General features: G+C 37.8%; 23 protein-coding genes. 4 read left to right on the plus strand and 19 right to left on the minus strand.

Features of this window, described 5'->3' with window-relative positions:
* Positions 1-11: 11 nt before the first annotated feature.
* Together ACLMCG_RS02915 and ACLMCG_RS02920 are read left to right on the plus strand one after the other, a co-directional pair.
* On the plus strand, positions 12-353 hold the full coding sequence (locus ACLMCG_RS02915) for a helix-turn-helix domain-containing protein (RefSeq protein ID WP_413958722.1): 342 nt from the start codon (positions 12-14) through the stop codon (positions 351-353).
* 305 nt (positions 354-658) lie between these two features.
* On the plus strand, positions 659-1,024 hold the full coding sequence (locus ACLMCG_RS02920; RefSeq protein ID WP_413958723.1) for a hypothetical protein: 366 nt from the start codon (positions 659-661) through the stop codon (positions 1,022-1,024).
* Here the strand turns inward: ACLMCG_RS02920 and ACLMCG_RS02925 are convergent.
* The 11 genes from ACLMCG_RS02925 to ACLMCG_RS02975 form a co-directional block, all read right to left on the minus strand.
* Positions 1,021-1,959 carry a helix-turn-helix domain-containing protein gene (locus ACLMCG_RS02925; RefSeq protein ID WP_413958724.1) on the minus strand — a complete coding sequence of 313 codons (939 nt, stop codon included), beginning with the start codon at positions 1,957-1,959 and terminating at the stop codon, positions 1,021-1,023. The genes ACLMCG_RS02920 and ACLMCG_RS02925 overlap by 4 nt on opposite strands.
* A gap of 124 nt (positions 1,960-2,083) precedes the next feature.
* The gene (locus ACLMCG_RS02930) at positions 2,084-2,578 is read right to left on the minus strand and encodes a hypothetical protein (protein ID WP_413958725.1); all 495 of its coding nucleotides are present in this window, start codon (positions 2,576-2,578) and stop codon (positions 2,084-2,086) included.
* Between the two features lie 16 nt (positions 2,579-2,594).
* Complete coding sequence (locus ACLMCG_RS02935; protein WP_413958726.1) at positions 2,595-3,251, minus strand: NAD(P)H-binding protein; 657 nt, start codon at positions 3,249-3,251, stop codon at positions 2,595-2,597.
* Positions 3,252-3,306: 55 nt separating this feature from the next.
* Positions 3,307-4,125, minus strand: a complete 819-nt coding sequence (locus tag ACLMCG_RS02940) for an oxidoreductase (protein WP_413958727.1) — start codon at positions 4,123-4,125, stop codon at positions 3,307-3,309.
* Positions 4,126-4,608: 483 nt separating this feature from the next.
* On the minus strand, positions 4,609-5,046 hold the full coding sequence (locus ACLMCG_RS02945) for a DUF2147 domain-containing protein (RefSeq protein WP_223598794.1): 438 nt from the start codon (positions 5,044-5,046) through the stop codon (positions 4,609-4,611).
* Between the two features lie 503 nt (positions 5,047-5,549).
* A complete protein-coding gene (locus tag ACLMCG_RS02950) occupies positions 5,550-6,488 on the minus strand; it encodes an NADP-dependent oxidoreductase (protein WP_413958728.1) in 939 nt (312 codons plus the stop codon).
* Positions 6,488-7,291 (minus strand): enoyl-CoA hydratase/isomerase family protein, encoded by an 804-nt coding sequence (locus tag ACLMCG_RS02955; RefSeq protein ID WP_223598796.1) that lies wholly within the window; start codon positions 7,289-7,291, stop codon positions 6,488-6,490. Before ACLMCG_RS02955 ends, ACLMCG_RS02950 begins: the two co-directional genes overlap by 1 nt.
* 98 nt (positions 7,292-7,389) lie before the next feature.
* Positions 7,390-8,286, minus strand: coding sequence for a helix-turn-helix domain-containing protein (locus tag ACLMCG_RS02960; protein WP_413958729.1), 897 nt, complete (start codon positions 8,284-8,286; stop codon positions 7,390-7,392).
* Positions 8,287-8,481: 195 nt separating this feature from the next.
* Positions 8,482-8,733, minus strand: coding sequence for a hypothetical protein (locus tag ACLMCG_RS02965; protein ID WP_413958730.1), 252 nt, complete (start codon positions 8,731-8,733; stop codon positions 8,482-8,484).
* Between the two features lie 95 nt (positions 8,734-8,828).
* Positions 8,829-9,704, minus strand: a complete 876-nt coding sequence (locus ACLMCG_RS02970; RefSeq protein WP_413958731.1) for an alpha/beta fold hydrolase — start codon at positions 9,702-9,704, stop codon at positions 8,829-8,831.
* A 12-nt stretch (positions 9,705-9,716) separates the two neighbouring features.
* Entirely contained in the window at positions 9,717-10,598 is an 882-nt protein-coding gene (locus tag ACLMCG_RS02975; protein ID WP_413958732.1) for an NmrA family NAD(P)-binding protein, read from the minus strand.
* An 82-nt stretch (positions 10,599-10,680) separates the two neighbouring features.
* On the opposite strand from ACLMCG_RS02975, the gene ACLMCG_RS02980 reads away from it, so the two are divergent.
* On the plus strand, positions 10,681-11,088 hold the full coding sequence (locus ACLMCG_RS02980) for a winged helix-turn-helix transcriptional regulator (RefSeq protein WP_223598801.1): 408 nt from the start codon (positions 10,681-10,683) through the stop codon (positions 11,086-11,088).
* A gap of 523 nt (positions 11,089-11,611) precedes the next feature.
* Here ACLMCG_RS02980 and ACLMCG_RS02985 read toward each other — a convergent pair.
* The 4 genes from ACLMCG_RS02985 to ACLMCG_RS03000 form a co-directional block, all read right to left on the minus strand.
* Positions 11,612-12,664, minus strand: coding sequence for a UDP-glucose--hexose-1-phosphate uridylyltransferase (locus tag ACLMCG_RS02985; RefSeq protein WP_413958733.1), 1,053 nt, complete (start codon positions 12,662-12,664; stop codon positions 11,612-11,614).
* Entirely contained in the window at positions 12,648-13,832 is a 1,185-nt protein-coding gene (gene galK, locus ACLMCG_RS02990) for a galactokinase (RefSeq protein ID WP_413958734.1), read from the minus strand. The genes ACLMCG_RS02985 and galK overlap by 17 nt, the downstream gene beginning before the upstream one ends.
* Before the next feature lie 89 nt (positions 13,833-13,921).
* Positions 13,922-14,575: a fructose-6-phosphate aldolase gene (gene fsa, locus ACLMCG_RS02995; RefSeq protein WP_413958735.1), complete on the minus strand. Its 654-nt coding sequence runs from the start codon at positions 14,573-14,575 to the stop codon at positions 13,922-13,924.
* Positions 14,576-14,664: 89 nt separating this feature from the next.
* The gene (locus ACLMCG_RS03000) at positions 14,665-15,537 is read right to left on the minus strand and encodes an AraC family transcriptional regulator (protein ID WP_413958736.1); all 873 of its coding nucleotides are present in this window, start codon (positions 15,535-15,537) and stop codon (positions 14,665-14,667) included.
* 156 nt (positions 15,538-15,693) lie between these two features.
* Between ACLMCG_RS03000 and ACLMCG_RS03005 the strand changes: the two genes are divergently transcribed.
* The gene (locus tag ACLMCG_RS03005) at positions 15,694-16,290 is read left to right on the plus strand and encodes a hypothetical protein (protein ID WP_413958737.1); all 597 of its coding nucleotides are present in this window, start codon (positions 15,694-15,696) and stop codon (positions 16,288-16,290) included.
* Positions 16,291-16,416: 126 nt separating this feature from the next.
* On the opposite strand, the gene ACLMCG_RS03010 is transcribed toward ACLMCG_RS03005, so the two are convergent.
* The 4 genes from ACLMCG_RS03010 to ACLMCG_RS03025 are packed head-to-tail and all read right to left on the minus strand — an operon-like array spanning position 16,417 to position 22,039.
* The gene (locus ACLMCG_RS03010) at positions 16,417-18,450 is read right to left on the minus strand and encodes an alpha-glucuronidase (RefSeq protein ID WP_413958738.1); all 2,034 of its coding nucleotides are present in this window, start codon (positions 18,448-18,450) and stop codon (positions 16,417-16,419) included.
* Positions 18,451-18,477: 27 nt separating this feature from the next.
* Positions 18,478-19,452: a glycoside hydrolase family 43 protein gene (locus ACLMCG_RS03015; RefSeq protein ID WP_413958739.1), complete on the minus strand. Its 975-nt coding sequence runs from the start codon at positions 19,450-19,452 to the stop codon at positions 18,478-18,480.
* A 21-nt stretch (positions 19,453-19,473) separates the two neighbouring features.
* Entirely contained in the window at positions 19,474-20,583 is a 1,110-nt protein-coding gene (locus tag ACLMCG_RS03020) for an endo-1,4-beta-xylanase (protein ID WP_413958740.1), read from the minus strand.
* 10 nt (positions 20,584-20,593) lie between these two features.
* Positions 20,594-22,039, minus strand: coding sequence for an MFS transporter (locus ACLMCG_RS03025; RefSeq protein WP_413958741.1), 1,446 nt, complete (start codon positions 22,037-22,039; stop codon positions 20,594-20,596).
* Positions 22,040-22,054 lie beyond the last annotated feature (15 nt).

Genomic DNA, 22,054 nt, shown 5'->3' on the forward strand with positions numbered 1-22,054 from the left:
CATTATACAGAATGAAAAATAACAGCATAGAACAACAGAATCAACCTAATTATAAACGAATCTATTCAGATATTATTGATCTGAAATTCCCACATAAGAGGGCAGAATGTGAAAAAATATTAGAAAAAAAAATGCTTTCCGCCATGGATATCATGGAGCTTAACAACAGAATTTTCGGCACTAAGGACCAAAATATCAAAAAGATGAACCAAAAACTTCGTTCCTACAATAAATCAGATATCCTTCGCATCCTTGACTACCAAAAGAGTCATAGGATGAATAACCTTCAGGTAGCCGAACACTTCGGATTGAGCAAAAATACCATGACCAAATGGCGAAGGATATTTCAATAGCATATCAATCATCATTCATTTTATAAAAAATATATTGAACATCCATAAAGAGCTCTTTTCTGGGTTCTTTATGGATGTTTTTACCTCAAAATCCTATTTTTTGGAATCCTTAATACCACCCAACAGGCAAATGACATTGCTGTTACGACAGTAGGAAACATGGGGATAGGTACCATCTCTCCCACTGCGAAACTCCACATTGAGACGGGAGGTACACCCACGGCTCCAATAGCAGGATTCAAGCTTGTTGATGGAACATAAAGAAATAATTTAGTCCTAACTACTGATGACAATGGTCTGGCAACATGGCAACCGATTGCAGTTCCTTTTTATATAAAAGCCTTTACTGGTACCTTCACGTTGCCCCCAATACAGGAACCGGACTAGGAACAGGTGCAGTACTTTATACGGGACAATACCTTGATCTACCCCCGGGCAAATGGGCTGTAAACATTATTTTTGGTATGCGCTTTATTCCTCAATCATCATATACCCCAGGCACCAATTTTGTGAGGTTCCGCCTTGAGGATACCACAGCAAATTACGATGCAAGTGTAACACCAAGTAATGTTTCTGCTGATGCTATTTTACCTAAAATCGCTTCCACCGGATTCGCACATTCCATGGATACAACAACCTTCCTCTTTAAAATAAACCTACCAGCTATCTAATTATAATTCCTGTACTCCTGCGGTGTATTGCCTGTTTTCTGCTTGAAAAGTTTGCTAAAGTACTGAGGATATTCAAAGCCCAGCTGATAGGCAATTTCGCTGATGCTTTTGTCACTGCCAAGTAAGATATTCTTCGCTTCTTCCACCAGAAAATAATGGATTTGGTCTTTGGCGTTCATTCCTGTTTCTTTTTTGAGAAGGTCGCTCAGATAATTTGGAGAAAGGTTGATCTTTTCTGCCAGATAGCTTACTGTAGGAAGCCCTTGCTCTTTGATCGCATCAGAATTGAAATAATCCTGCAAAATACGCTCGACCTGCGAGACAATATCACGGTTGGAAGTTTTTCTGGTAATGAATTGCCTTCCGTAATATCTTGTACAATAGTTCAGAAGCACTTCTATATTGGATACGATAAGGCTCTGGCTGTAGTTATCGATATTCTCTTCCAGCTCATTCTGTATCTTCTGTATGCAGTCGAATAATGTTGTCTTTTCTTTATCAGAGAGATGGAGAGCTTCGGAAGATTCATACGAGAAGAATGTAAATTCTTTCATTTTCGCTCCCAGAGAGGTTCCCCTAACCAAATCCGGATGGAAAAACAACCCCCATCCCATCATATCTTCTTTTTTCTCAATTTCACTGTCCATCGTGAGCACCTGCCTTGGTCCAATGCAAATCAGGCTTCCGTCCTGAAAATCATAAGATTGCCTGCCGTAACGCAGATTATTGGCGCAGTAATTTTTGAACATAATGGAGTAGAAATCACAGCTTACACGTATATCTTCTTCAATCAGCTCATCCACATTGCTGAAGTCAATTACAGCAACCAGTGGATGTTTCGTAACACCTTTTACAAAATTGTTGATCTCAGAAATGCTTTTTAAATGAATAATTGGTTGCACTTTATTGATTTTTTGGTTAAAGTATTTGGCCATAAGTTTGAAGTTTTAAAAATCTTAAATATATTTTTAAGCCTTACAGTTTTTGGAAAAAGAATCCTTCATTAAATATGAGAATTGATCCTCTCTACCTTTGTAGTTCTTAATTTTGAAAAAACTATCACTTTCGTATCTCAATTAAAATCGCTTTGTAATAAATATCTGCCCTTTCCTGCGAAAAATAATCTACGACGAGACCTGCCAATGCGAAATAGGTCAGCGCAATACCAATGCCCATCCACGTTGGGTTTCTGGTGCTCCAGAATATCAGAAGGGTGGCAAGGAAAAAGACCGTTGCTACAATTTTTGAAACTTTGTACCCATACTGGAAATCATCTACCCGTTTTTTTTCCAGTTTCGCAAACTCCACTTTATCTTTCTGATAGATTTGCGGTAGTTCCATCATACGTTTTGGGTTGGAGTAGAGCATGCCACCACCAATAGCGGAATAAATTGCCCCCGCAACGAGTAAAGGAATGAACAAAGCTTTTGCATTAGGTGTAGTACCTGTTTTCCAAAAAAGAAAAACTGCCATTATTGTTATAATGCCGAATGCTACGATGAGTTTGGCTTCAAACAATTCACCTTTTATCCAGTTGATGGTGTGTTGTATCAATTCCATAATATAATTTTTATATTTTTATTAATTGTATTTCGTTCAAAATTCTACCTGATTCCAATATATCTAAGCGTTCTGCGGGGTTTAATGCATAATCCAGCATCAAATCAGCAAGGTCACTCACCGGCAACGGTTTCATTTTTCTGAAAAGTCCTAATTTATTAAAAAAGCAAATGACATTAACCCCTATTCTTTCTCCAATTCGATCAGTATTTGGGCGGATCAAAGGACCGGGGCGGAAAACCACAAGATTTTTAAATTTCAATTCTGTAATAGCTTTCTCCAGCTCACCCTTCATCCTTGAGTAAAAGATCGGCGATTTGTAATTCGCTGTAGATGAGGAGACCAATATAAAATAGGGTATTTTATTAGCTTTTGCGATTTTGCCAAATTCATACTGATAATCATAATCCACCCTGTGTTGGTTCTTCTTGCTTCCCACATTTCTAACAGTCGTTCCCAGACAGGAAAATGCCACATCACCGTGAACGACATCTTTCCATTGCCAGCTTTCTTCAAAATCTACGATTATCGTTTGCAATTTTTGGTTCTTCACCGGCAATGGTTTCCGAACGAGTGCCACGACCTCATCAAAAGCATCATTATCTAAAAGCCGGTTCAGCAATTCTTTACCAGTGGCTCCGGAAGCTCCTATCAGAATAGCTTTCATAATTCTCCTTTTTAAATTTAAACAAAATACAAACAACTCGGAAAGAAGAAACGGCCTAAGCCATTTTTGTAATCATGCTATCAAACATCCTGTCACTGAAATATTTACGCATCCACAATACAGGACCTGCGAAATATCCTTTGGCATAGCGGGTTTTAGGTTTTGCTACTGTTGCTGCCTTCACAATTTCTTTAGCCAGCAATTCGGGCTCGGAAAGGTTTTTCCCGGAAGTGTACATTTGCTTCATGTTATCAGCGGTTTTATTAGCTCCTGCCGCATACGCTCCGCTGCCTGATGTTGTCTTGAGGTTATCTGCCGCAATGCTTCCCCATTCAGTCTTGATTCCGCCCGGTTCTACAATTACCACATCAATCCCGAAAGGTTTGGTCTCGATTCTCAGACAGTCTGACCAGCCTTCCAAAGCATGTTTTGTGGCGTGATACCAGGCTCCGTAAGGTGTATAGATTTTCCCGCCAATGGATGAAATATTGACAATGCGACCAAAATGCTGTTTTCTCATAGAAGGAAGAATCAACTGGGTAAGACGTGCCAAGCCAAATATATTGACCTCGAACTGTCTTTTTGCTTCTTCAATAGAGACATCCTCCACAGCTCCGTAAGAACCGTAGCCTGCATTATTGATGAGGATATCGATTTTACCTTCTTTCTGAAGTATCGTATTGACACAGTCGACAATGCTCTCGTCTTTGGTCAGGTCAAGTGAAATTACCGAAACACCTTTCGCTTCCAGAGATTTCATTTTATCTGTTCTTCTGGCAGCGCCATACACCTTATATCCTTTTTGACTTAATAAAACGGCTGTAATTTCTCCCATTCCGGAAGAAGCTCCTGTTACTAATGCTACTTTACTCATAGTATTGATTTTTATTGGTACAAAGTTCTGATTTATTAAGATCATCTGATAAGACAAATCCACTATTGTTGTATACAAATCCATTATGCTTTTGTAGAAATTCCTTTGATTTTGATCAAAAATTAAATAATAAAACCTCACAAACTAAAAAGTCTGTAAGGTTCTATTATTATAAAACGAAATATTTTTTAAAAATACTTCAAAGCGCCCGTCCTTTTCAATAATTCCCCACTACCAGCTGTTTTCAATAGCAAACTGAGCCATATTCTCGAGCTCATCATACAAAAATTGATTTCTCTACATTTTCAAACTCAGGGTATTCCCAAAACCGCCGAATCACGAAGTGATAAAAATTTGATTATCAGTGTTTTGATTTTCATGTAAATCTATTTTCTATGAATATATGGAACCGCCTTTCTTCATTAGCCTTACTTCCGGATTCTACCAATGACGATTCCATAATTTGAATTAATCTTAAAATTTTTACTTAATTCTGTGGAATGTTGCTGTCTTTCCAAGCAATGACACTCCCATAAAGCCACGAAGATTCATCTTCCCATCTTTGACCCAGGCTTTACATTTGTAAGTGTCTCCGCTTGGCGCATTGTATATCTTACCGTCCACATACTCTTCTCCGTCCCATATAAGTCCTGTGAGGCTGATAATTCCTATCAAATCTCTCGAGCGGAGTTTTACATCCGGATTTTTGGTGTCTTTTTTAGAGGTCACTCCATCTTTCTCAACAATCTGGTTGCCCCAAAGGTATCTGCCATAATATTTGTCACCTTGTTTAAAGATTTCCATCTTCACATCTTTTTTGTCAGACTCCCATTTTCCCAATATGGCATCCGCTTTGTCCTGTGCGAATGTTCTACCGGCAAAAGCCAGCATCAATACGAATAAGATTTTTAATGTTTTCATTGCTATAAAATTTAATGGTTAAAAATTGGTTGATTAATGTAAAATATCCATTGCTTCAACATACTGATGCAAAGATGGCCATAACAGTATTGAGGGAGATAATACAAATCCACGGTTGTTGTATACATTTTACAGAAATGCAGCGGTTTGAAAAAGGGTATTTGCGTTCTATATGAGCGTAAAAGAATTATGAAAAAAGATCCCAGATTATATATGGCAAAAAATCTTAGCCCGAAAGAGTTAATCTTTCAGGCGATTAGAAGAGATGGAATCAGACTAAACCATGGATAATGACTGTCGAATATTTGACCGAATAAGATTATTCAGGACACAGAAATAATATATTTCAGTTACTATTGAAATATCAGAATTTATAAACTTTCAACAAGGGTAAAATGATACTAATTAATATTTAATGATTTGCTCTGTCCAGGTTGGACCTGTAATATAGAACTTTCCACATTTATAATTAACAGGTTCGATTCCCATCTGATATAATTTACTTAAGGAATAACCACAACCACTTTACCAACCGTCCTACCCGACTCTAATTGAAGATGTGCTTCTTTCATTTCTTCAAAAGAAAATATTTTAGAGATATGTGGTTTAATAGCTCCACTTTCTAAAAGAGATGCAATTTCTTTCATATGTTCACCGTTGGATCTTACCAAAATGAAATAGCCGTTTATACCTTTTGATTTAACTTTTTCTATAATTTCTTCATTCAGTCCCGTGGGAATACTTATGATAGTTCCACCCGATTTAGTGACCTCAGTCGAATGATCAATATTATTCCCTCCAATAGTATCCAAAACAAAATCATATTCAGGTTTTTGTTTAGACCAATCATAAGTATGATAATCGATATAATGGTCTACTCCTAAACTCAATACGAAGTCTTTATTTTTTTCAGATGATGTTCCGGTAACTGTTGCTCCCAAATATTTTGCAAGCTGTACTGCGAAATGTCCTACTCCTCCGGAAGCAGCATGAATGAGTACATTCTGCTTTTTTTGAACTTTCCCGTTAACGACTAATGCCTGCCAAGCCGTTAGTGCCGCTAAAGTTGAAACAGCAGTTTCTTCAAAGGAAATATTTTTAGGTTTAATAGCTAGTTGAGAAGCAGGTGCAGCAACATATTCTGCATATGCATTACCATTTCCCGGAAAATTGACCATTGCAAAAACCTCATCTCCGGTTTTAAAATCCGGGCTGCTGCTTTTCTCCACAATACCCGAAATATCCCACCCCAAAACAAGAGGATCATCTTTTTTCATCAGACCATACATCCCTTCTCCTTTTCTTGTTTTTGTATCTACAGGATTGATACTAATGGCTTTTACTTTTATCAAAACTTCATCCGAACTAATCTCAGGAATCGGGAGTTCTATGTATTCCAATTGGTCAACATCTCCAGTTGCTTTCAATATAATTGCTTTCATTATAAATATTTACCTAAGTTTAATTCAACATCACCATACGTCTGTAATCCCTGATCCAGCAGATTTTTGATTCTGCCTCTGGCTTCCGGCTCTGTAAGGGAAGCAAAAAATTTGGTTTGGGTTTCCATTATGTGCTCATTTCTCGGAATAATTACCCTTTCATTCATAATAGATTTTATGCTTGTAATAATTTTCTTATCGAAAGAAGCAATCCTATTTGCCAGATTTTCTACAAATGCATCCAATTCATTATCTGGAAAAGCCCTGTTAATCCAGCCGTAATCTGCGGCTGTTTCCGCATCAAAATCATCACCACTCAGGATAATTTCCAAAGCTCTGGCTTTACCGGTAAGAAGATGTAATCGCTCTAATCCACCACCTCCGGGGAACGAACCAATTCCTATTTCCGGCTGTGCAAAGAATGCTTTTTCCTTGCTTGCAAAACGCATATCAAAAGCCTGAATAAATTCACTTCCAAGACCTCTTGCCCGTCCTCTGATAGATGCAATACTTACAAACGGAGCCTGCTCAAGACGCTTGGCAACATCCGGCCAGGAAATAGACAGTCCAGTTTCTCCGGTGCCTTTTGGAAATTCAAAAATATTGATCAATTCTGCGTGTGCCACATAGAAATCCGGATTTGCACTTTCGAACACCACAACCTTCAGATTTTCATTGGCTTCCAATTCACTCATTAATTCTCTTAATTGGACAGAAAATTCAGGGTCGAAAATATTTACCGGAGGATTATCTATTGTTACTTTCCAGTAGCTCTCACTTATTTTTTGTGTAGTAAAAATCATAGTAATAATTTTAAATGATGTAATCTTAAAAACATTTTTTTGTCTGTTCAAAATTAATTGTACAAACACTGGATTTTTAACACAAATCGGGGAATATCTTATATTTTTCTCTGATTTCTGATTTCTGTTGGTGAGATGCCTTTGATATTTTTAAAAAATCTTGAGAAATATGGAACGTTTGTAAAACCCAATTGATAAGCCACATCGCTAATATTCATATCTGTCTGAAGTAATAAAATTTCAGCCTGCTCAATCATAAACTCCTGAATAAAACTGATTGTACTTTTCCCGGTTTCTGCACGCATAAGGTCTGTAAGATAGTTAGAAGACATGTTAAGCTCTTCGGCAACAGATGAAACAGTAGGAAAACCAGAAACAGGTTTTGATAAATCTTTATAACGGTTTTGCAGTAAGCTTTTTAACTTTGAAGAAACCGAAACAGCCTTTGTTGCTTTGTTTTTAAATTGTCTTTCATAAAAAGCATCTGCATATGAAAGAACAACATTTAATAGTGAAAGAATAATATTGATGTTTGCATTAACTTTATTTTCAAGCAGCTCTATATGTATTCTTGTAAAAAGCCAGGTGATAATCTCTTCTTCCTCCGCTGTCATAAATAAAGCATCATTAATCTCATAGCTGAAATATTTGTACTGATGGATCTTGGCTGCAATTGGATTTTGTCTGATCAGATCAGGATGAAAGACAAACGCATAACCGTCCCAGAAAGTCAGGCTGTCCCAGGAAACAACCTGTCCCGGTTCACTAAAAAGCATTAACCCATTCTCGGTATAATATTTACTATTTCCGTAATTGATGTCTCCGGTAAAATTTTTCTTTAATGAAATTTTGAAGAGATTTACCTGTATCTCGTCACTCGACTGTGGAAAATTCGGGATCGCCTGTTTACATACTCTACTATCCATCATTGGATGCAAAGGTTCAGTAAGATTAAGATATTTATTATAGGTTGTTAAATCACTAAAGGTTTTCATTTAACAAAAATGCGAAATTGTTATGAATTTTAAATTGAGCTGAGTTATTTGATTTCGTTTTTTTGTTCTTTACAAGACAAACACTGGCAAATAAAGAGTTATTGTTCCGGTAAGGCTAAATTGCAATAAGTTTGCAATACAATAGTTTGCAGAGTTTATAAAATACTTTTAAGTAATGTGTTAACAAGTAATTTATTATTGATAAGATTCCCAGTCAATATTATCTTTTGCCCATTGCTTGGCAGAGGTTGTCGGAATTCTGTTTTTGTCATTAAATGTCTTTTCTAATGGCCAGGAAACACCTCTTCCCGCTCCAAATATGGAACGGTATTTTTTAACGAAATTGGTGGGATCATTTTTAGGATCATTGGCTATTTCATTGATATCATTTTTGTGGAATGCACTGATAATTACCAAAACCGTCTCTCCTTTTGAATAGTTTTCCAATACTCTCTGAATTCTTTTAGATTGTAAAAAAGTGCAGTAGAGAAAAAGTATAGAGCATAGTGCCAATATTATTACTCACTTCTTTTGTACTATGATTAAGCTTTCAGAAAACCCTGCACATATTTTATGGCATCCTTACCAATTTCTTCAGGTGAATTGTGTCCGCTGTAATCAAATTTTACTTTGATGTTATTTTGAAACACACTACCCCATTTGGCAAGGAAAGGTTCCGGAAAGGCTTTATCTTTCATTCCCCATAGTAATAGTACAGGAAGCTCCTTGATTCGGTCTCTTTTATTCCATAAGCTACTCAACCATTCATCTTCAGCCAGGAAGGATCTCGGGAAAATCCAGGTTCCTTTTCTGGTTTTAGCATAAGGGAATGGCTTAACATAATGCTGATGAATAGCTTTTGAATAGTTTTTTTTATCTCCGAGATCCATCTTCATTAATACCTTCGGAAAGAAGTTAAAATATCTGCAGAGATTCCTTCCCAAAGCTGATCCCATAAATTTACTAAAACCACTCAGGGTTTTATCATCTTTGACTGACCAAAACCAGCTGTTGAAGACAATAAACCTTCTTATATTATCAGGATGATTCTGTGCATAATCCATTCCTATCGGGCCACCCCAATCATGAATTATCAGGGTGATATCATTCAGCTTAAGTGCAGAGATAACGGATTCTAAATTTTCAGCATGAAACTGCGGAAGGTAAGATACCTGATATGGCTTATCTGAAAGCCCAAATCCAATATGATCAATTGCGATACAACGGTGTGTTTTGCTAAAGTGTTTAATAAGTTCACGATATCCAAAAGACCAGTTGGGATTACCATGCACAAACAAAAGGACCTCACCTTCTCCCTCATCAATGTAGTGGATTTTTCCATATCTGGATTCAATAAAATTAGAATGGAAAGGATATTCTTCCTGATTTAACCAATCCGTATTCATTATACTTTTCATTTTTAGTTTTTTTTAAAATAAAATTTTAGCGAATTCGTCTGCAAACTTTTTAAAGCCGGTAGCCCCGGGCAATACACGCTGACTTTCTTTAAAATAGGCTCTCAGCAAAACTCCTTCCCTTAAAGCAACTCCCATATCTATAATATATGTATGGGCCATTTCAGGACTCATTCCCTGCTTTAAAAGACTTTCAAGCAATTGCTGATCGGGAAATTCAACCCATCGCAAATCCGGAATATTTATGGCCTTTCCCAAAGTTTCTGCAATTTCTTTTCCTGTAATTTCATCACTTACTACATACAAACTACCTTTCTTACTAAAATTACGATGATGTAATGCTTCAAATGCCACCTGCGCTATATCATGAGGATGAGAAAGGGGCAGGATGATATTTCCACCGAAATTATTGCCGATGATATGTTGCTGACGTATCATATCGGCCGACCCATAAAAATTGGAATAAAATAGTCCTGGCCTTAGATGCAATACGCTGGTTCCGTCAATAGAATCAAATTGCTTTTCGTTATGGTAATTGGCTCCCGCCGGACCAGGTCCATCCGGGAGATGGGAACCGATACCACTTAAGTTAACGACATACGGAACACTATTTTCCTTAACTGCCTTTACATAGACATCTCCTACTTTCTTTATTTCTGCCGCTGTTCCATAACTTGGCGGAACCATTGTATATACAGCATCTGAATTTTTAAATGCATTATTGATAAAGTGCTCATCATCCAACCTGCCAACAAGGGTTGTGGCTCCGAGGGCCTTGATTTCCCTTATTCTTTCCTGCCTTGAGGAAATAACATATACATCATGACCAGCATTGACTAATTTTTCTGTCAGAATTCCGCTGATGTTTCCTAATGACCCTGTGACTGTAACTTTCATATTATTAAAGGTTTAAAATTATTGTACAAATCTAATTTTATACTTACTTTTGTACAAGTACTGACCCCATAGTAGGTATAAAATGACAGCAATAAAAAAGACTTCCGTTATACAGGAAAATAAGGGTAATGCCCACATATCATGTCCTGTCACTTTTGTTATGGAAAAAATTGGTGGCTATTGGAAACCGATCATTATGTTCAATCTTTTATCTGGTGAAAAGAGGTACAGTGAGCTTAAAAGGTCAATTGATACCATAACAGAAAAGGTTCTGATCCAGCAATTGAAACAGTTGGAAAGCGATGGGCTCCTGATCAGAAAGTCAAGACCAGTAGTACCACCACACGTTACCTATGAGCTCTCAACTGCAGGAAAAGAACTATATCCTGTGCTTCGTGAAATGGCCATTTGGGCTACTAACCACGGGGAATCTTATCAATCGCAGTTTAGAAAGCAAATGAAGGATTTTCCAGAAATTGAATCGGTATGATTGCTGATCTTTGTTCAGGCATCTTTTGCCGATGACGATATACTTAAATGCACCGGATCATATTTATATAAATTTTGGAATTAAAACAGCTTATCTCCCGGATCAAAATATTCATATATACTTTCTATTTGCAATAAATCTTCTTTAAAAAAATTCGAGAAATCACCCATTGGGCCCACCATAAAATGACAAGCTGTTTTCTTACAGGCAGTTTTACTGCTGATTTACGCATTTACAATACCAGTTTCAACTCTTAAAAACTAATCCAATGTTACAAAAAAAGATACCCAACCTGTTTTCTTTAATTCTTTAATGGAAAACGGCTCTTTCTTCGCGGAAACATTGCGTTGGTAAGTTTTTTTCTTAAAATTTAATAATTTCGGTCTGAGGATTTATCAGGCTTTTTTTACTTGAATAAAAATTTGGATAAGATGGAGAGATGTTCCATAATTTTATTGGAAAAAGCAATGTTCTGCGTATATCAAAATTACAATTTGCATATTCTTTTTCAAAGATATTGAGATTATTGTTTTTTCTTATAATGAATGATAGGAAGACTTCTTAATATAGCTGCACTTTGCTCCGGGGTGATGTCCCGCTGAGGCTCAGCCAGCATTTCATAGCCTACCATAAATTTTTTAACTTCCGCACTTCTGAGCAAAGGAGGATAAAAATGCATATGAAAATGCCATTCCTGATGTTCTCTGCCGTCTGTAGGTGACTGGTGGATTCCCGCAGAATAAGGAAATGATGTTTCAAAAAGATTGTCATATATCGTGGTTAAATTCTTAATAATGACAGCAAAAGATTCTTTTTCCTCTTCAGAAAATATAGCAATGTTTTCTCTTTTCTGCTTACTGATAATCATCGTTTCATAAGGCCATGATGCCCAAAACGGCACCAATGCAGCAAAATGTTCATTTTCTGTAACAATGCGTTCCCCAGCCTTGATCTCCTGATCAAGATAGTCTTCCAGTAATGTTCTTTTATTTCTGTCAAAATAAGTTTTCAATTGATCCTGAGTTTTCTGAACCATCACAGGAATTGACGACTGCGCCCATATCTGACCGTGCGGATGAGGGTTGCTGCACCCCATGATGCTTCCTTTATTTTCAAAAATCTGAATATAGTTGATATAGTCCAAAGCGGCCAGCTCATTGAACTGCTCCTGCCATACATTCACCACATTTTTTATTTGCTCCACAGACATTTCCGGCAAAGTAAGGCTATGATTTTCAGAAAAGCATACTACCCTGTTGATTCCACGTTCCGGAAGAAGGGTAAAAAATCCTGGCTGTTCCTCGGAAAAATCAACTTCTTCATTCAACAATGCTCCAAAATCATTATTAAAAACATAAGTTCCTTTATATGAAGGATTTTGGGCTTCGTTAGCCCGCATATTTCCGGAACAGAGATAGCAGCTTGGGTCATATTCAGGACGGTTTTCTTCTGTTATCTCTTCTCTCTGCCCCTGCCATGGCCGGTTAGCACGTTGTGGAGAAACCAGTATCCATTCATTCAGAAGAGGATTATATCTTCTGTGAGGATGCTTTTTAGGATCAAATGATATATTCATTGGTGTATTCTTTTATCCCATCAGAAATTTTAACATCATAAACTTTCAGCTGAATATTAAAATTTTCCAGATATTTTTCACTGATAGTCCGGATCACTTCCTCAGCTTTGGTTTCATGAATAAGGTTAATACTGCAGCCTCCGAAACCGCCTCCCATGATTCTTGCTCCCAATACTCCTTCCTGTTGTACTGCATTTTCCACTAAAAAATCAAGTTCATTACAGCTGACCTCAAATTCTGTTGAAAGCCCGGCATGGGTTTCTGTGAGGAGTGTTCCCAGATATTCAATATTTCCTTCTGAAATAGCTTTGGCAGCCATTTCCACTCTTTGGATTTCTTTAATAAGATAGAGACATCTTTTATATGAAATACTTCCCATCTCTTCTTTTACATGATCAAGCATCTCCAGCGTAACATCTCTGAATTTTTTGATTTCCGGGAAATTTTTTCTTAAAACTTTTTTTCCGTGTTCAACATCTTTACGTCTTTCATTATACCCCGAAGTCAGATGAGCATGTTTTACACAGCTATCAAAAAGCAGCAGACTGTATCCTTTAAGGTCGGCATCAAAATATTGGTGCTCCAGGGAATTACAGTCGAGCATAATTACTTTATCTTCCTTCCCGAATACAGAGGCAAACTGATCCATAATTCCGCATTGAACTCCGGCAAAAGAATGTTCTGATTTTTGCCCGATCATGGCAATTTCTTTTTTTGATATCCTAAGATCAAAAAGTTCATTGAGGATATAGGCAAAACCACATTCAAGGGCTGCTGATGAAGAAAGTCCGGCTCCCATCGGAATGGTACTGCTGAAGACAACTTCCATCCCGCAAAACTGATTTTCCGGTTTCTGCAGCTGGCTGAAAACACCCAGAATATAGTTCATCCACATCTGCTGAACCGGTTTTATTTCCATCGAGACATCAAACGTATATTTTTCTCCAAGATCTTTGGCTATGATGGTACAAAAATTTGTCTGAGGGAGTTTACGGACAGCAAAACAGATGTATTTGTCTATGGCAGCAGGAAGTACAAATCCATCGCTATAGTCTACATGCTCACCGATAATGTTAATTCTTCCGGGAGAAAGGAAAATATGTTCGGGTTCTGATTTGAACTCGGTTTTAAATTTCTCTATGGTTGGGTTGATTAAGTGTTCATCCATATCAATCTTTTATGATAAAACATATCCTAGGAGATCTAAAGTATAAAACTACTGAATTCAAAACAGATTTATACTTTCTCTGCCTGATCTTATCTCATTTTTTGTGAATCCTTAACAAATTGGTCTAACCCTGAATCCGTCAGTGGATGCTTAAGAAGAGAAAGTATAGGAGCAAGAGGACAGGTCACAACATCAGCGCCAATCTTTGCACAATTAACAATATGCATGCTGTGTCGGACAGAAGCAGCCAGAATCTGCGTCTGAAAACCATAATTGTCATAAATCATCCTGATTTCTGATATCAGCTGAAGACCATCTGTTGAAATATCATCCAGTCTTCCCAGAAACGGAGAAACGTAAGTGGCTCCGGCTTTGGCAGCCAGCAAGGCCTGGCCCGGTGAGAAAACAAGAGTACAATTGGTCTTTATTCCTTTTTCAGAAAAATACCTGATGGCTTTAATTCCATCCTTAGTCATAGGAACTTTTACAACAATCCTTGGATGTAATGCAGCAAGTTCCTCTCCTTCTTTAATCATTTCTTCAAAAGTAATTCCCAATACTTCAGCACTGATATCCCCATCCACAATATTACAGATTTCAAGGTAATGATGATGTATATTCTGTTTTCCAGAGATCCCTTCTTTCGCCATCAATGAGGGATTAGTAGTTACTCCGTCCAGTACTCCAAGGGCATTGGCTTCTTCTATCATCGCCAGATTGGCGGTATCAATAAAAAATTTCATAGATATTATCGCTTTTATAAGTATTAAATTTACACTTATATTTTAATAAAACTTCATGTAAATTTATTTTTTGCTGATTTTCAAAAAAACTACTCCATGAAATAATTAAATTCTTTTCTGTACTGAGAAGGGCTTTTTTGAATATACTCTTTGAAAGTTTTATTAAAATAACTGAAATTATTGAACCCGGATTCAAAGCATACTTCTGTAATACTCAAAGGCTGTTCTGCCAGAAGCTTCAGTGCATGCGTAATCCTATACTCATTTACAAAACGGGTAAAAGTCTTATTGGTGATTTTCTTAAAATAGCGGCAGAAAGATGGTACTTTCATATTGGCCAGACCAGCCACTTCTTCCAGGGTAATGGATTCTTTGAAATGATCTTTGACGTAGTTAAATATAAGATTGATTCTTTCATTGTCTTCAACCTGTGTCTGAAGGTAATATTTTCCTGCATTTAAGATCCTGTAGTCCTGAGTAGCAGACAGTTCATCTAATATTTTCAGGAATCTGCACAGCTTGTCCAGAGAAGAAGCTTCATGCATCTCAGTAACCTCTTTCCCGATTATTTTCTTCACCTCTTCCCCGAACACGATTCCTGCTTTTGATTTTTCAAGCAGTGCTGAAATCCTTTGCATCTCCGGTAGGCCCCAGATAGGTTCTCCTAAAAAATCAGGCTTAAACTGAATGACCATTTCGTATTCATTATGCGTACTTTCATTGGTCAGTCCGCAATGCGGAAGATTACTTCCTATCAGGACAAGATCACCATCTGAAAAATAAGAGATACTGCTTCCGATCTGTCTTTTCCCGGAACCTTTGCACACAAAAATCAGCTCAATCTCAGGATGGTAATGCCAGACATGTGATTTTATATTCTCATTGGTGAGAAATTTCAGGCTGGTAAAACTGCTTCCTATGGTTGGCCTTATCGCCTCAAAAGAAGGATTTACATGTTTCATAAAGCAAAAACAAATAATTTCATATGCAAAATTAACAAATAATACATCAATAAAATCAAACAAAGTTAATATAGTACACAAATATGAGAATTTAATTATAGCCTGAGAATTATTGCTGCCATAGCTTTGCAATAGTAATCCTAAAAGCGTTAACCCATGAGCACATTATTAAAAGCCGTATTTTTTGCAGGAGCCTTATTGGTTTCAGCAAATGTAATGAGTAAGGACAGAGATTTTTCCCTTTCCTTTGGAAACGTACAAGACAAAACATTAAACTTTGAACTTTCAAATGCTAAAAGTGTTTCTGTTTTTGTTTATAACACTGCACATGACGAGCTGTTTTTCGAAAATCTTGCAGATGGAGATCATCTGATAAAGTCTTACGATTTTCAGAGCTTTACGCCAGGAACCTATTATCTGGTAGCAGAATCAGAAATGAAGATAGAGAAATACAAAATCAAAATCAATGCTGATAATGTAATGGAGGTGGAAAAAACACCTGTAAGTGCTGTACATAAGCCTGAATATACTATTTCCGGACATATGGCAAAGCTTCACATGTCTGATGCGAAAGGACCTGTAAGCATTTCAGTATATGATCTTTCCAATACAATGTATTATACTTCAAACAAAAAATATGCTGACGGCAAAGTGGATATCACTTTTGACCTTGACCCGAAAACAGCAGACCAATACATCATCCAGATTGAAGAAAACGGAAATGTTTTTAATAAAATAATTTCTCTCCGATAAACAGGAATATATACAGATAGATTGACATATCGATCATTCCAAATTATTTAGGATTAAAATTTTACTTACAGTTTATTGTTTTGAGGCAGCTCCATTTCCGATCAGGAAAAAGAGCTGCCTCATTTTTTAATTGTGATGCCCCATGTCCAATTTGATCTTTTTCAGATCTTCCAGTTCATGAACAGGACGTTCAATATCATAAGGAATCGGCTTTCTGGAAAAAGTCTGGAAATACAGCAGACAGGCATCTTTCCACCATACCGCATCTTTTGACTGAATTCTGAGTTTTGACTGAACATCTGCAAATCTCTGTTCGTCTATATAAGGTTCCATCCTATCCCAGATTTTCTGATAATCTCTTACTTTTTTCACCCCGGAATCATACGTATAGCACAGCTCATCCCACAGGGTTTTTCCGTCTTTCATTGTATAATCCCACGGAACATGGTGAAACCACAGGATAAGATTTTCCGGGCAGGTTGAAACATTCCCATACCTTTCATTAAGTGGCGGAAAATACTGTGAAACAGCATTACTTCCCGTTTTTGTTCTGTTAAAGCCCAATCCCTGAGCATCAGCCTGATGGTAATACACAGGTGACCAGTCCGGTCTTCCGCCTTTATAATCGCCCCACGGTTCAGGGCCATAGTGATGTCCACCTGCAAAAATATGGTGTAACCCTAATGGCATCATATAATCCACAGCGGTTTCCCTAGAAGAAAGCATGATTTCTTTTACCGGATTCAAAAAGTTCTGATCATCGGTAAAGGTCATTTTAAGCCATTCATCTGCAATCTGCTCTGAACTCAGCTGATGATTCCATGCTAATCTTCCAAATGCATACCAGTTGGCCTGTGCAAAATGATGTCCTGTCCAGTTGGTATCTTCCCCGATATTGGCAACCGCTGAAATAGCTGTCATTTTTGCACGTCTTAAAGTACCATCTGTTATTTTAGCAATCGTAGAGCCCTGGCCGTCAGAATAGGTGTCGTTATCCAGTGTTTCCTTGAATAAAGGAGCCAGAAAAACAAGATGATTTGAAAAGCCCAGATATTCCTGTGTGATCTGAAATTCTACCATTTCGGAAGTTTTTCTTAAAGCTCCGAAAAGCGGATTAAAAGCTTCACGGGGCTGAAAATCAACAGGACCATTTTTGATCTGGATAATGACATTATCCTTGAATTTACCGTCCAGAGGAACAAATTCGAGATAAGCCTGTTTGGCTCTGTCATCCTTGCTTGGGCTGTATACAAAAGCTCTCCACATGACGATTCCGTTGTAAGGTTTCAGAGCATCAGCCATCATATTGGCTCCGTCTGCATGGGTTCTTCCGTAATCCTGAGGCCCCGGTTGTCCTTCGGAATTGGCTTTCACCAAAAAACCTCCAAAATCAGGAATCAATCTGTAAATTTCAGCTGCTTTATCTTTCCACCACTTTTGTACGTCTTTATTCAATGGATCTGAGTTCTGTAATCCGCCCAGCACTTTAGGTGAAGCAAAATTCACGGAAAGATATACTTTAATACCATAAGGTCTGAAAATATCGGCCAGAACCTTTACTTTTTTAAGATAGTCTTCCCCAAGCATATTGGGCGATGCGTTCACATTATTCAAAACAACGGAATTGATTCCTACAGAAGCATTGGCTCTTGCATATTCTTCGTAGCGCGGAGAAATTTTCCCAGGTAAATCTTCCCATTTCCAGAGTGATCTTCCGGCGTATCCTCTTTCAATACTTCCATCAAGGTTATCCCAATGGTCCAGAACTCTTACATCATATGATGGTTTTTCAACAGTATTTAAATGAGACAGATCCGTCTTTGTCTGCTGCAATCGTAAGATATGATAGACTCCGTACAACAATCCTATTTCTTTGCCTGCAGAAATAACGATTTTTTGAGGCGTGGAAACAATCCTGTAACCGTCTTTCAGATTTTTGTCTTTGTTTTCGGTACGAAGTTCTACCGCCTGTCCCTGCCAGTGGTTGCTCAGTTCTTTTCTGGCAATATTCAGGGTTGGACTGCTGCCTTTGGAAATAATTTGATCTGCCGATATTCCGTTTTTTGCAGGAAACCGAAGCCAAAGCTGGCTTCCGTCCTCCGCAAAAATCAGCAAAGGAATCATCAGAAAAAATAGGATGTAAAGTCTCAGATATTGCATTGATAAATTTTAAATTATTAAAGATGGCTATGACTGGTCTTCCAAACCATCAATCGTCTTGATTTTCCCTTCATGATCGTATTCCAGTTCAACAACCTTCATACTTCTCAGCCATGTTTTACCGCCACTCGGAACAGAATCATGGAAAAACAGATACCATTTTCCTTTGAATTCCACAATGCTGTGATGGGTTGTCCATCCTACCACCGGAGTAAGAATTTCACCCTGAAAAGTAAACGGCCCGTAAGGGTTATCCCCGGTTGCATAGCAAATCAGGTGGGTGTCTCCTGTTGAGTAAGAGAAATAATATTTACCGTTGTACTGATGCATCCATGATGCTTCAAAAAAGCGGTGCTTATCGCCATGAAGCAGTGGTTTTCCGTTTTCATCGATGATCACAACATCTTTAGGAGCTTCAGCAAATTCAAGCATATCATCGCTCAACAGAGCTACCTTTGAATGGATTGCAGGTTCATCATTTTCAGGAATTACAGCGGATTCAAGCGCTTTATTATCTCTATAGCGCTGCAATTGTCCGCCCCAGATCCCTCCGAAGTACATATAATATTTTCCTTTATCTTCAAAAATGCAGGGATCAATGCTGTAACTGCCCATCATCGGATGTTTCTCAGGAATGAAAGGTCCATAAGGTTTGTCACTCACTGCAACCCCGATTCTGAAAATATCATTCTGATCCTTCAAAGGAAAATACATATAATATTTGCCGTCTTTGAAGGCAACATCGCAATCCCACAGCTGTCTTCCCACCCATGGAATATCTTTTACCGAAAGGACTACGCCATGATCTTTAATTTCTCCGCCGTCCACATCATCCATTGAGAAGACATGGTAATCATTCATATCAAAATGATCTCCGTTATCGTTTTCTTCAATTCCGCTTTCGCGGTCGTGAGAAGGATAGATATAGATTTTATCTTCAAAAACGTGAACGGAAGGGTCTGCCATATAATCTTCCGGGAATAAATATTTTGATTTTTTCATTAAGTAAAAATTCTATTGAGTTTAATTTTTCTCTGCCAATTTTATTATTTTTTGTACCACAGGTTTCTCCTGGTCTTTTCTGTCAAAGAGTAATGGGTAATCTGTTCTCCCTTTTACCGGAAAATCATTTTTCCAGGATTGTTTGTCGGTAACACCCCATAAGGTGACCCTTCTTATTTTATCTTTATGTTGTAAGAACAAACCAAAGAAATCAAGGTAACGCTTTTCCCATTTCGCTTCTACTTCATTGGGAAGACCTTTGGTGTAAGGATTCATTTTTTTCTGATAGGCAACCGTATCTGAAACATTGGCAGAGCTTCCCCACGGAGAAGGCAGTGCACTGATTTCAAGTTCTGTAATATTGACCTTAACTCCGGCATTGGAATACGCCAGAATTGCTTTCTCATATTCATCTATGGAAGGGATATCCATTCCGACATGGGCCTGCATTCCTACCCCATCAATACGGATTCCTCTTGATTTAAGTTTTTCAACCATTTTAATAACGGTTTTTACCTTTTCCGGATACCATTCATTATAATCGTTGTAATATAATTCTGCATTGGGATCGGCTTCCTGAGCATATTGAAATGCCAAAGGAATAAAATCTTCACCCAGGATTTCGTAAAACTTACTTTTTCTGTAGGATCCGTCTTCAAGAATGGCTTCATTCACCACATCCCATCCTTTTACTTTTCCTTTATAACGGGAAACCACCGTTGTAATATGGTTTTTCATGCGCTGTTTCAAAACTTCAGGAGAAACGTCTTTTCCATTACTGTCTGAAAAAAACCATTTTGGAAGCTGGGAATGCCAGATTAATGTATGCCCGATGATGAACATATTGTTTTTTATTCCGAAATCAACAAATTTATCAGCATCATCAAAAAAGAACTTCCCTTCCTGAGGCTGCAGAAACATCGATTTCATGCAATTTTCGGCCACAATAGAGCTGAATTGTTTTTTTATAATCGCTGCTGCTTTCTGATCTGTCCCGTCAATCTGAGGAAGACTCATAGCGGTCCCGATATAGAATTTATCCTGAAATGCTTTTTTTAAAGTACTGTCAGACTTCTGCGCCGACAGCCCGGAAGCGGTAAGAGCCACCAAACCAATTAAAATACGTTTCATAGTAATCGTTTTATTTTCTTCTTTCAGCCAAATCTTTTTCAATCTGAACCTCCATTTTTTTGTTGATTTTGTAAAATAAAAGCAGTCCGCACGCAATGAAAAACGGTATGGACGGGAAAATACTCACAAGCATTTTGGCTCCTGCCGCCACTGTTTCAGGCTGAATAATCTGCTCATTTCCATGTACAGAAATATATCCGTATTTTCCTATGATCAAAGCTACCAGAGAGCTTCCGATGCTGAGACCAACTTTCAATCCTACCATCATGGCAGAAAAGATAATAGCTGTAGCCCTGCGGTTGTTTTTCCATTCCGAATAATCGGCAACATCAGCAATCATGGCCCACAAAAGCGGAGTGCTGATTCCGTAAAAAAAGCCGTGTAAAATCTGCGACAGGAACATGATTTCCACTGCTTTCGGAGGATAGAATATAAAAGCAAGGATAAACAAGGTAGAAATGAATAATGACGCAATAAAAGTGTCCCGTTTTCCAAATCGATCTGCCAGTTTTTTAGAGAAGGTAATACCTACAATCATCATCACAATCCCTCCTGCATTAAACAATCCGAATCCTGCAGACTTTGGATCTTCCCCGAAGAAATTCATCCCTGCAGAATTAAAAAATGCTGTAATGGGTGAAATAAAACTTTTGAGTGCATTTTCATCCACATAGTTGTTGAAAAAGTATACATACGATCCTCCTTTCATGGCCAGCGTGATGAATATGAATGCTGTAACTGTAAGCATAATAATCCATGGTCTGTTCTGGAACAAATCTTTTAAATCCTCTTTCAGACTTGATTTCTGCTCCGGCTTGGGAATGATTCTTTCTTTGGTCGTAAAAAAGGTGATCAAAAGCATGACAGATCCGATCACAGCCAGCCATGTCATGACGGTTTCAATTCCCTGTGCTTTGTCTCCGTGTCCTACGTATAAAATGATGGGAAGCATAAATACCTGTACAAAGAACTGTGCAAACATCACAGCCACAAATCGGTACGAAGAAATACTATTTCGTTCTCCCATATCTCCTGTAATAACACCACTCAATGCAGCATACGGTAAGTTATTGGATGCATACAATAACAGTAATAATGAATAGGTAACCGCAGCATAGATCATTTTACCCTGATAGGTAAAGTGAGGCGTGCTAAAGGCCAACAGGGCTGCAATACCAAGCGGTACAGCGGTAAATAGAATCCATGGACGGAATTTTCCCCATCGTGAGCTTGTTCGGTCTGCCAGTGCTCCGATAAGCGGATTAAAACCAAACCCAGCAATTAAACCTACGGTAAGGGTAATGACAGAGGCATCCTCTGCTTTGAGTCCGTAAATATCCGTATAAAAATAGGTCAGATAAGTAACTAAAGTCTGAAAAACAAGGTTGGCCGCCAGATCTCCCAGGCTATACCCTACTTTTTCTATTACCGATATTTTTTGTGGCTGATTATCCATTGATTTTGATAAGGT

Origin of the sequence: Chryseobacterium sp. S90 (genome assembly GCF_047444895.1) — a bacterium.
In the GTDB taxonomy this organism is placed as follows: domain Bacteria; phylum Bacteroidota; class Bacteroidia; order Flavobacteriales; family Weeksellaceae; genus Chryseobacterium.

Bases quoted from the DNA above. Each gene is read 5' to 3' on its own strand.
- ACLMCG_RS02915 (WP_413958722.1), top strand. From the start codon at position 12: ATGAAAAATAACAGCATAGAACAACAGAATCAACCTAATTATAAACGA.
- ACLMCG_RS02920 (WP_413958723.1), top strand. From the start codon at position 659: ATGGCAACCGATTGCAGTTCCTTTTTATATAAAAGCCTTTACTGGTAC.
- ACLMCG_RS02925 (WP_413958724.1), bottom strand. From the start codon at position 1,959: ATGGCCAAATACTTTAACCAAAAAATCAATAAAGTGCAACCAATTATT.
- ACLMCG_RS02935 (WP_413958726.1), bottom strand. From the start codon at position 3,251: ATGAAAGCTATTCTGATAGGAGCTTCCGGAGCCACTGGTAAAGAATTG.
- ACLMCG_RS02940 (WP_413958727.1), bottom strand. From the start codon at position 4,125: ATGAGTAAAGTAGCATTAGTAACAGGAGCTTCTTCCGGAATGGGAGAA.
- ACLMCG_RS02945 (WP_223598794.1), bottom strand. From the start codon at position 5,046: ATGAAAACATTAAAAATCTTATTCGTATTGATGCTGGCTTTTGCCGGT.
- ACLMCG_RS02950 (WP_413958728.1), bottom strand. From the start codon at position 6,488: ATGAAAGCAATTATATTGAAAGCAACTGGAGATGTTGACCAATTGGAA.
- ACLMCG_RS02955 (WP_223598796.1), bottom strand. From the start codon at position 7,291: ATGATTTTTACTACACAAAAAATAAGTGAGAGCTACTGGAAAGTAACA.
- ACLMCG_RS02960 (WP_413958729.1), bottom strand. From the start codon at position 8,286: ATGAAAACCTTTAGTGATTTAACAACCTATAATAAATATCTTAATCTT.
- ACLMCG_RS02970 (WP_413958731.1), bottom strand. From the start codon at position 9,704: ATGAAAAGTATAATGAATACGGATTGGTTAAATCAGGAAGAATATCCT.
- ACLMCG_RS02975 (WP_413958732.1), bottom strand. From the start codon at position 10,598: ATGAAAGTTACAGTCACAGGGTCATTAGGAAACATCAGCGGAATTCTG.
- ACLMCG_RS02980 (WP_223598801.1), top strand. From the start codon at position 10,681: ATGACAGCAATAAAAAAGACTTCCGTTATACAGGAAAATAAGGGTAAT.
- ACLMCG_RS02985 (WP_413958733.1), bottom strand. From the start codon at position 12,664: ATGAATATATCATTTGATCCTAAAAAGCATCCTCACAGAAGATATAAT.
- galK (WP_413958734.1), bottom strand. From the start codon at position 13,832: ATGGATGAACACTTAATCAACCCAACCATAGAGAAATTTAAAACCGAG.
- fsa (WP_413958735.1), bottom strand. From the start codon at position 14,575: ATGAAATTTTTTATTGATACCGCCAATCTGGCGATGATAGAAGAAGCC.
- ACLMCG_RS03000 (WP_413958736.1), bottom strand. From the start codon at position 15,537: ATGAAACATGTAAATCCTTCTTTTGAGGCGATAAGGCCAACCATAGGA.
- ACLMCG_RS03005 (WP_413958737.1), top strand. From the start codon at position 15,694: ATGAGCACATTATTAAAAGCCGTATTTTTTGCAGGAGCCTTATTGGTT.
- ACLMCG_RS03010 (WP_413958738.1), bottom strand. From the start codon at position 18,450: ATGCAATATCTGAGACTTTACATCCTATTTTTTCTGATGATTCCTTTG.
- ACLMCG_RS03015 (WP_413958739.1), bottom strand. From the start codon at position 19,452: ATGAAAAAATCAAAATATTTATTCCCGGAAGATTATATGGCAGACCCT.
- ACLMCG_RS03020 (WP_413958740.1), bottom strand. From the start codon at position 20,583: ATGAAACGTATTTTAATTGGTTTGGTGGCTCTTACCGCTTCCGGGCTG.
- ACLMCG_RS03025 (WP_413958741.1), bottom strand. From the start codon at position 22,039: ATGGATAATCAGCCACAAAAAATATCGGTAATAGAAAAAGTAGGGTAT.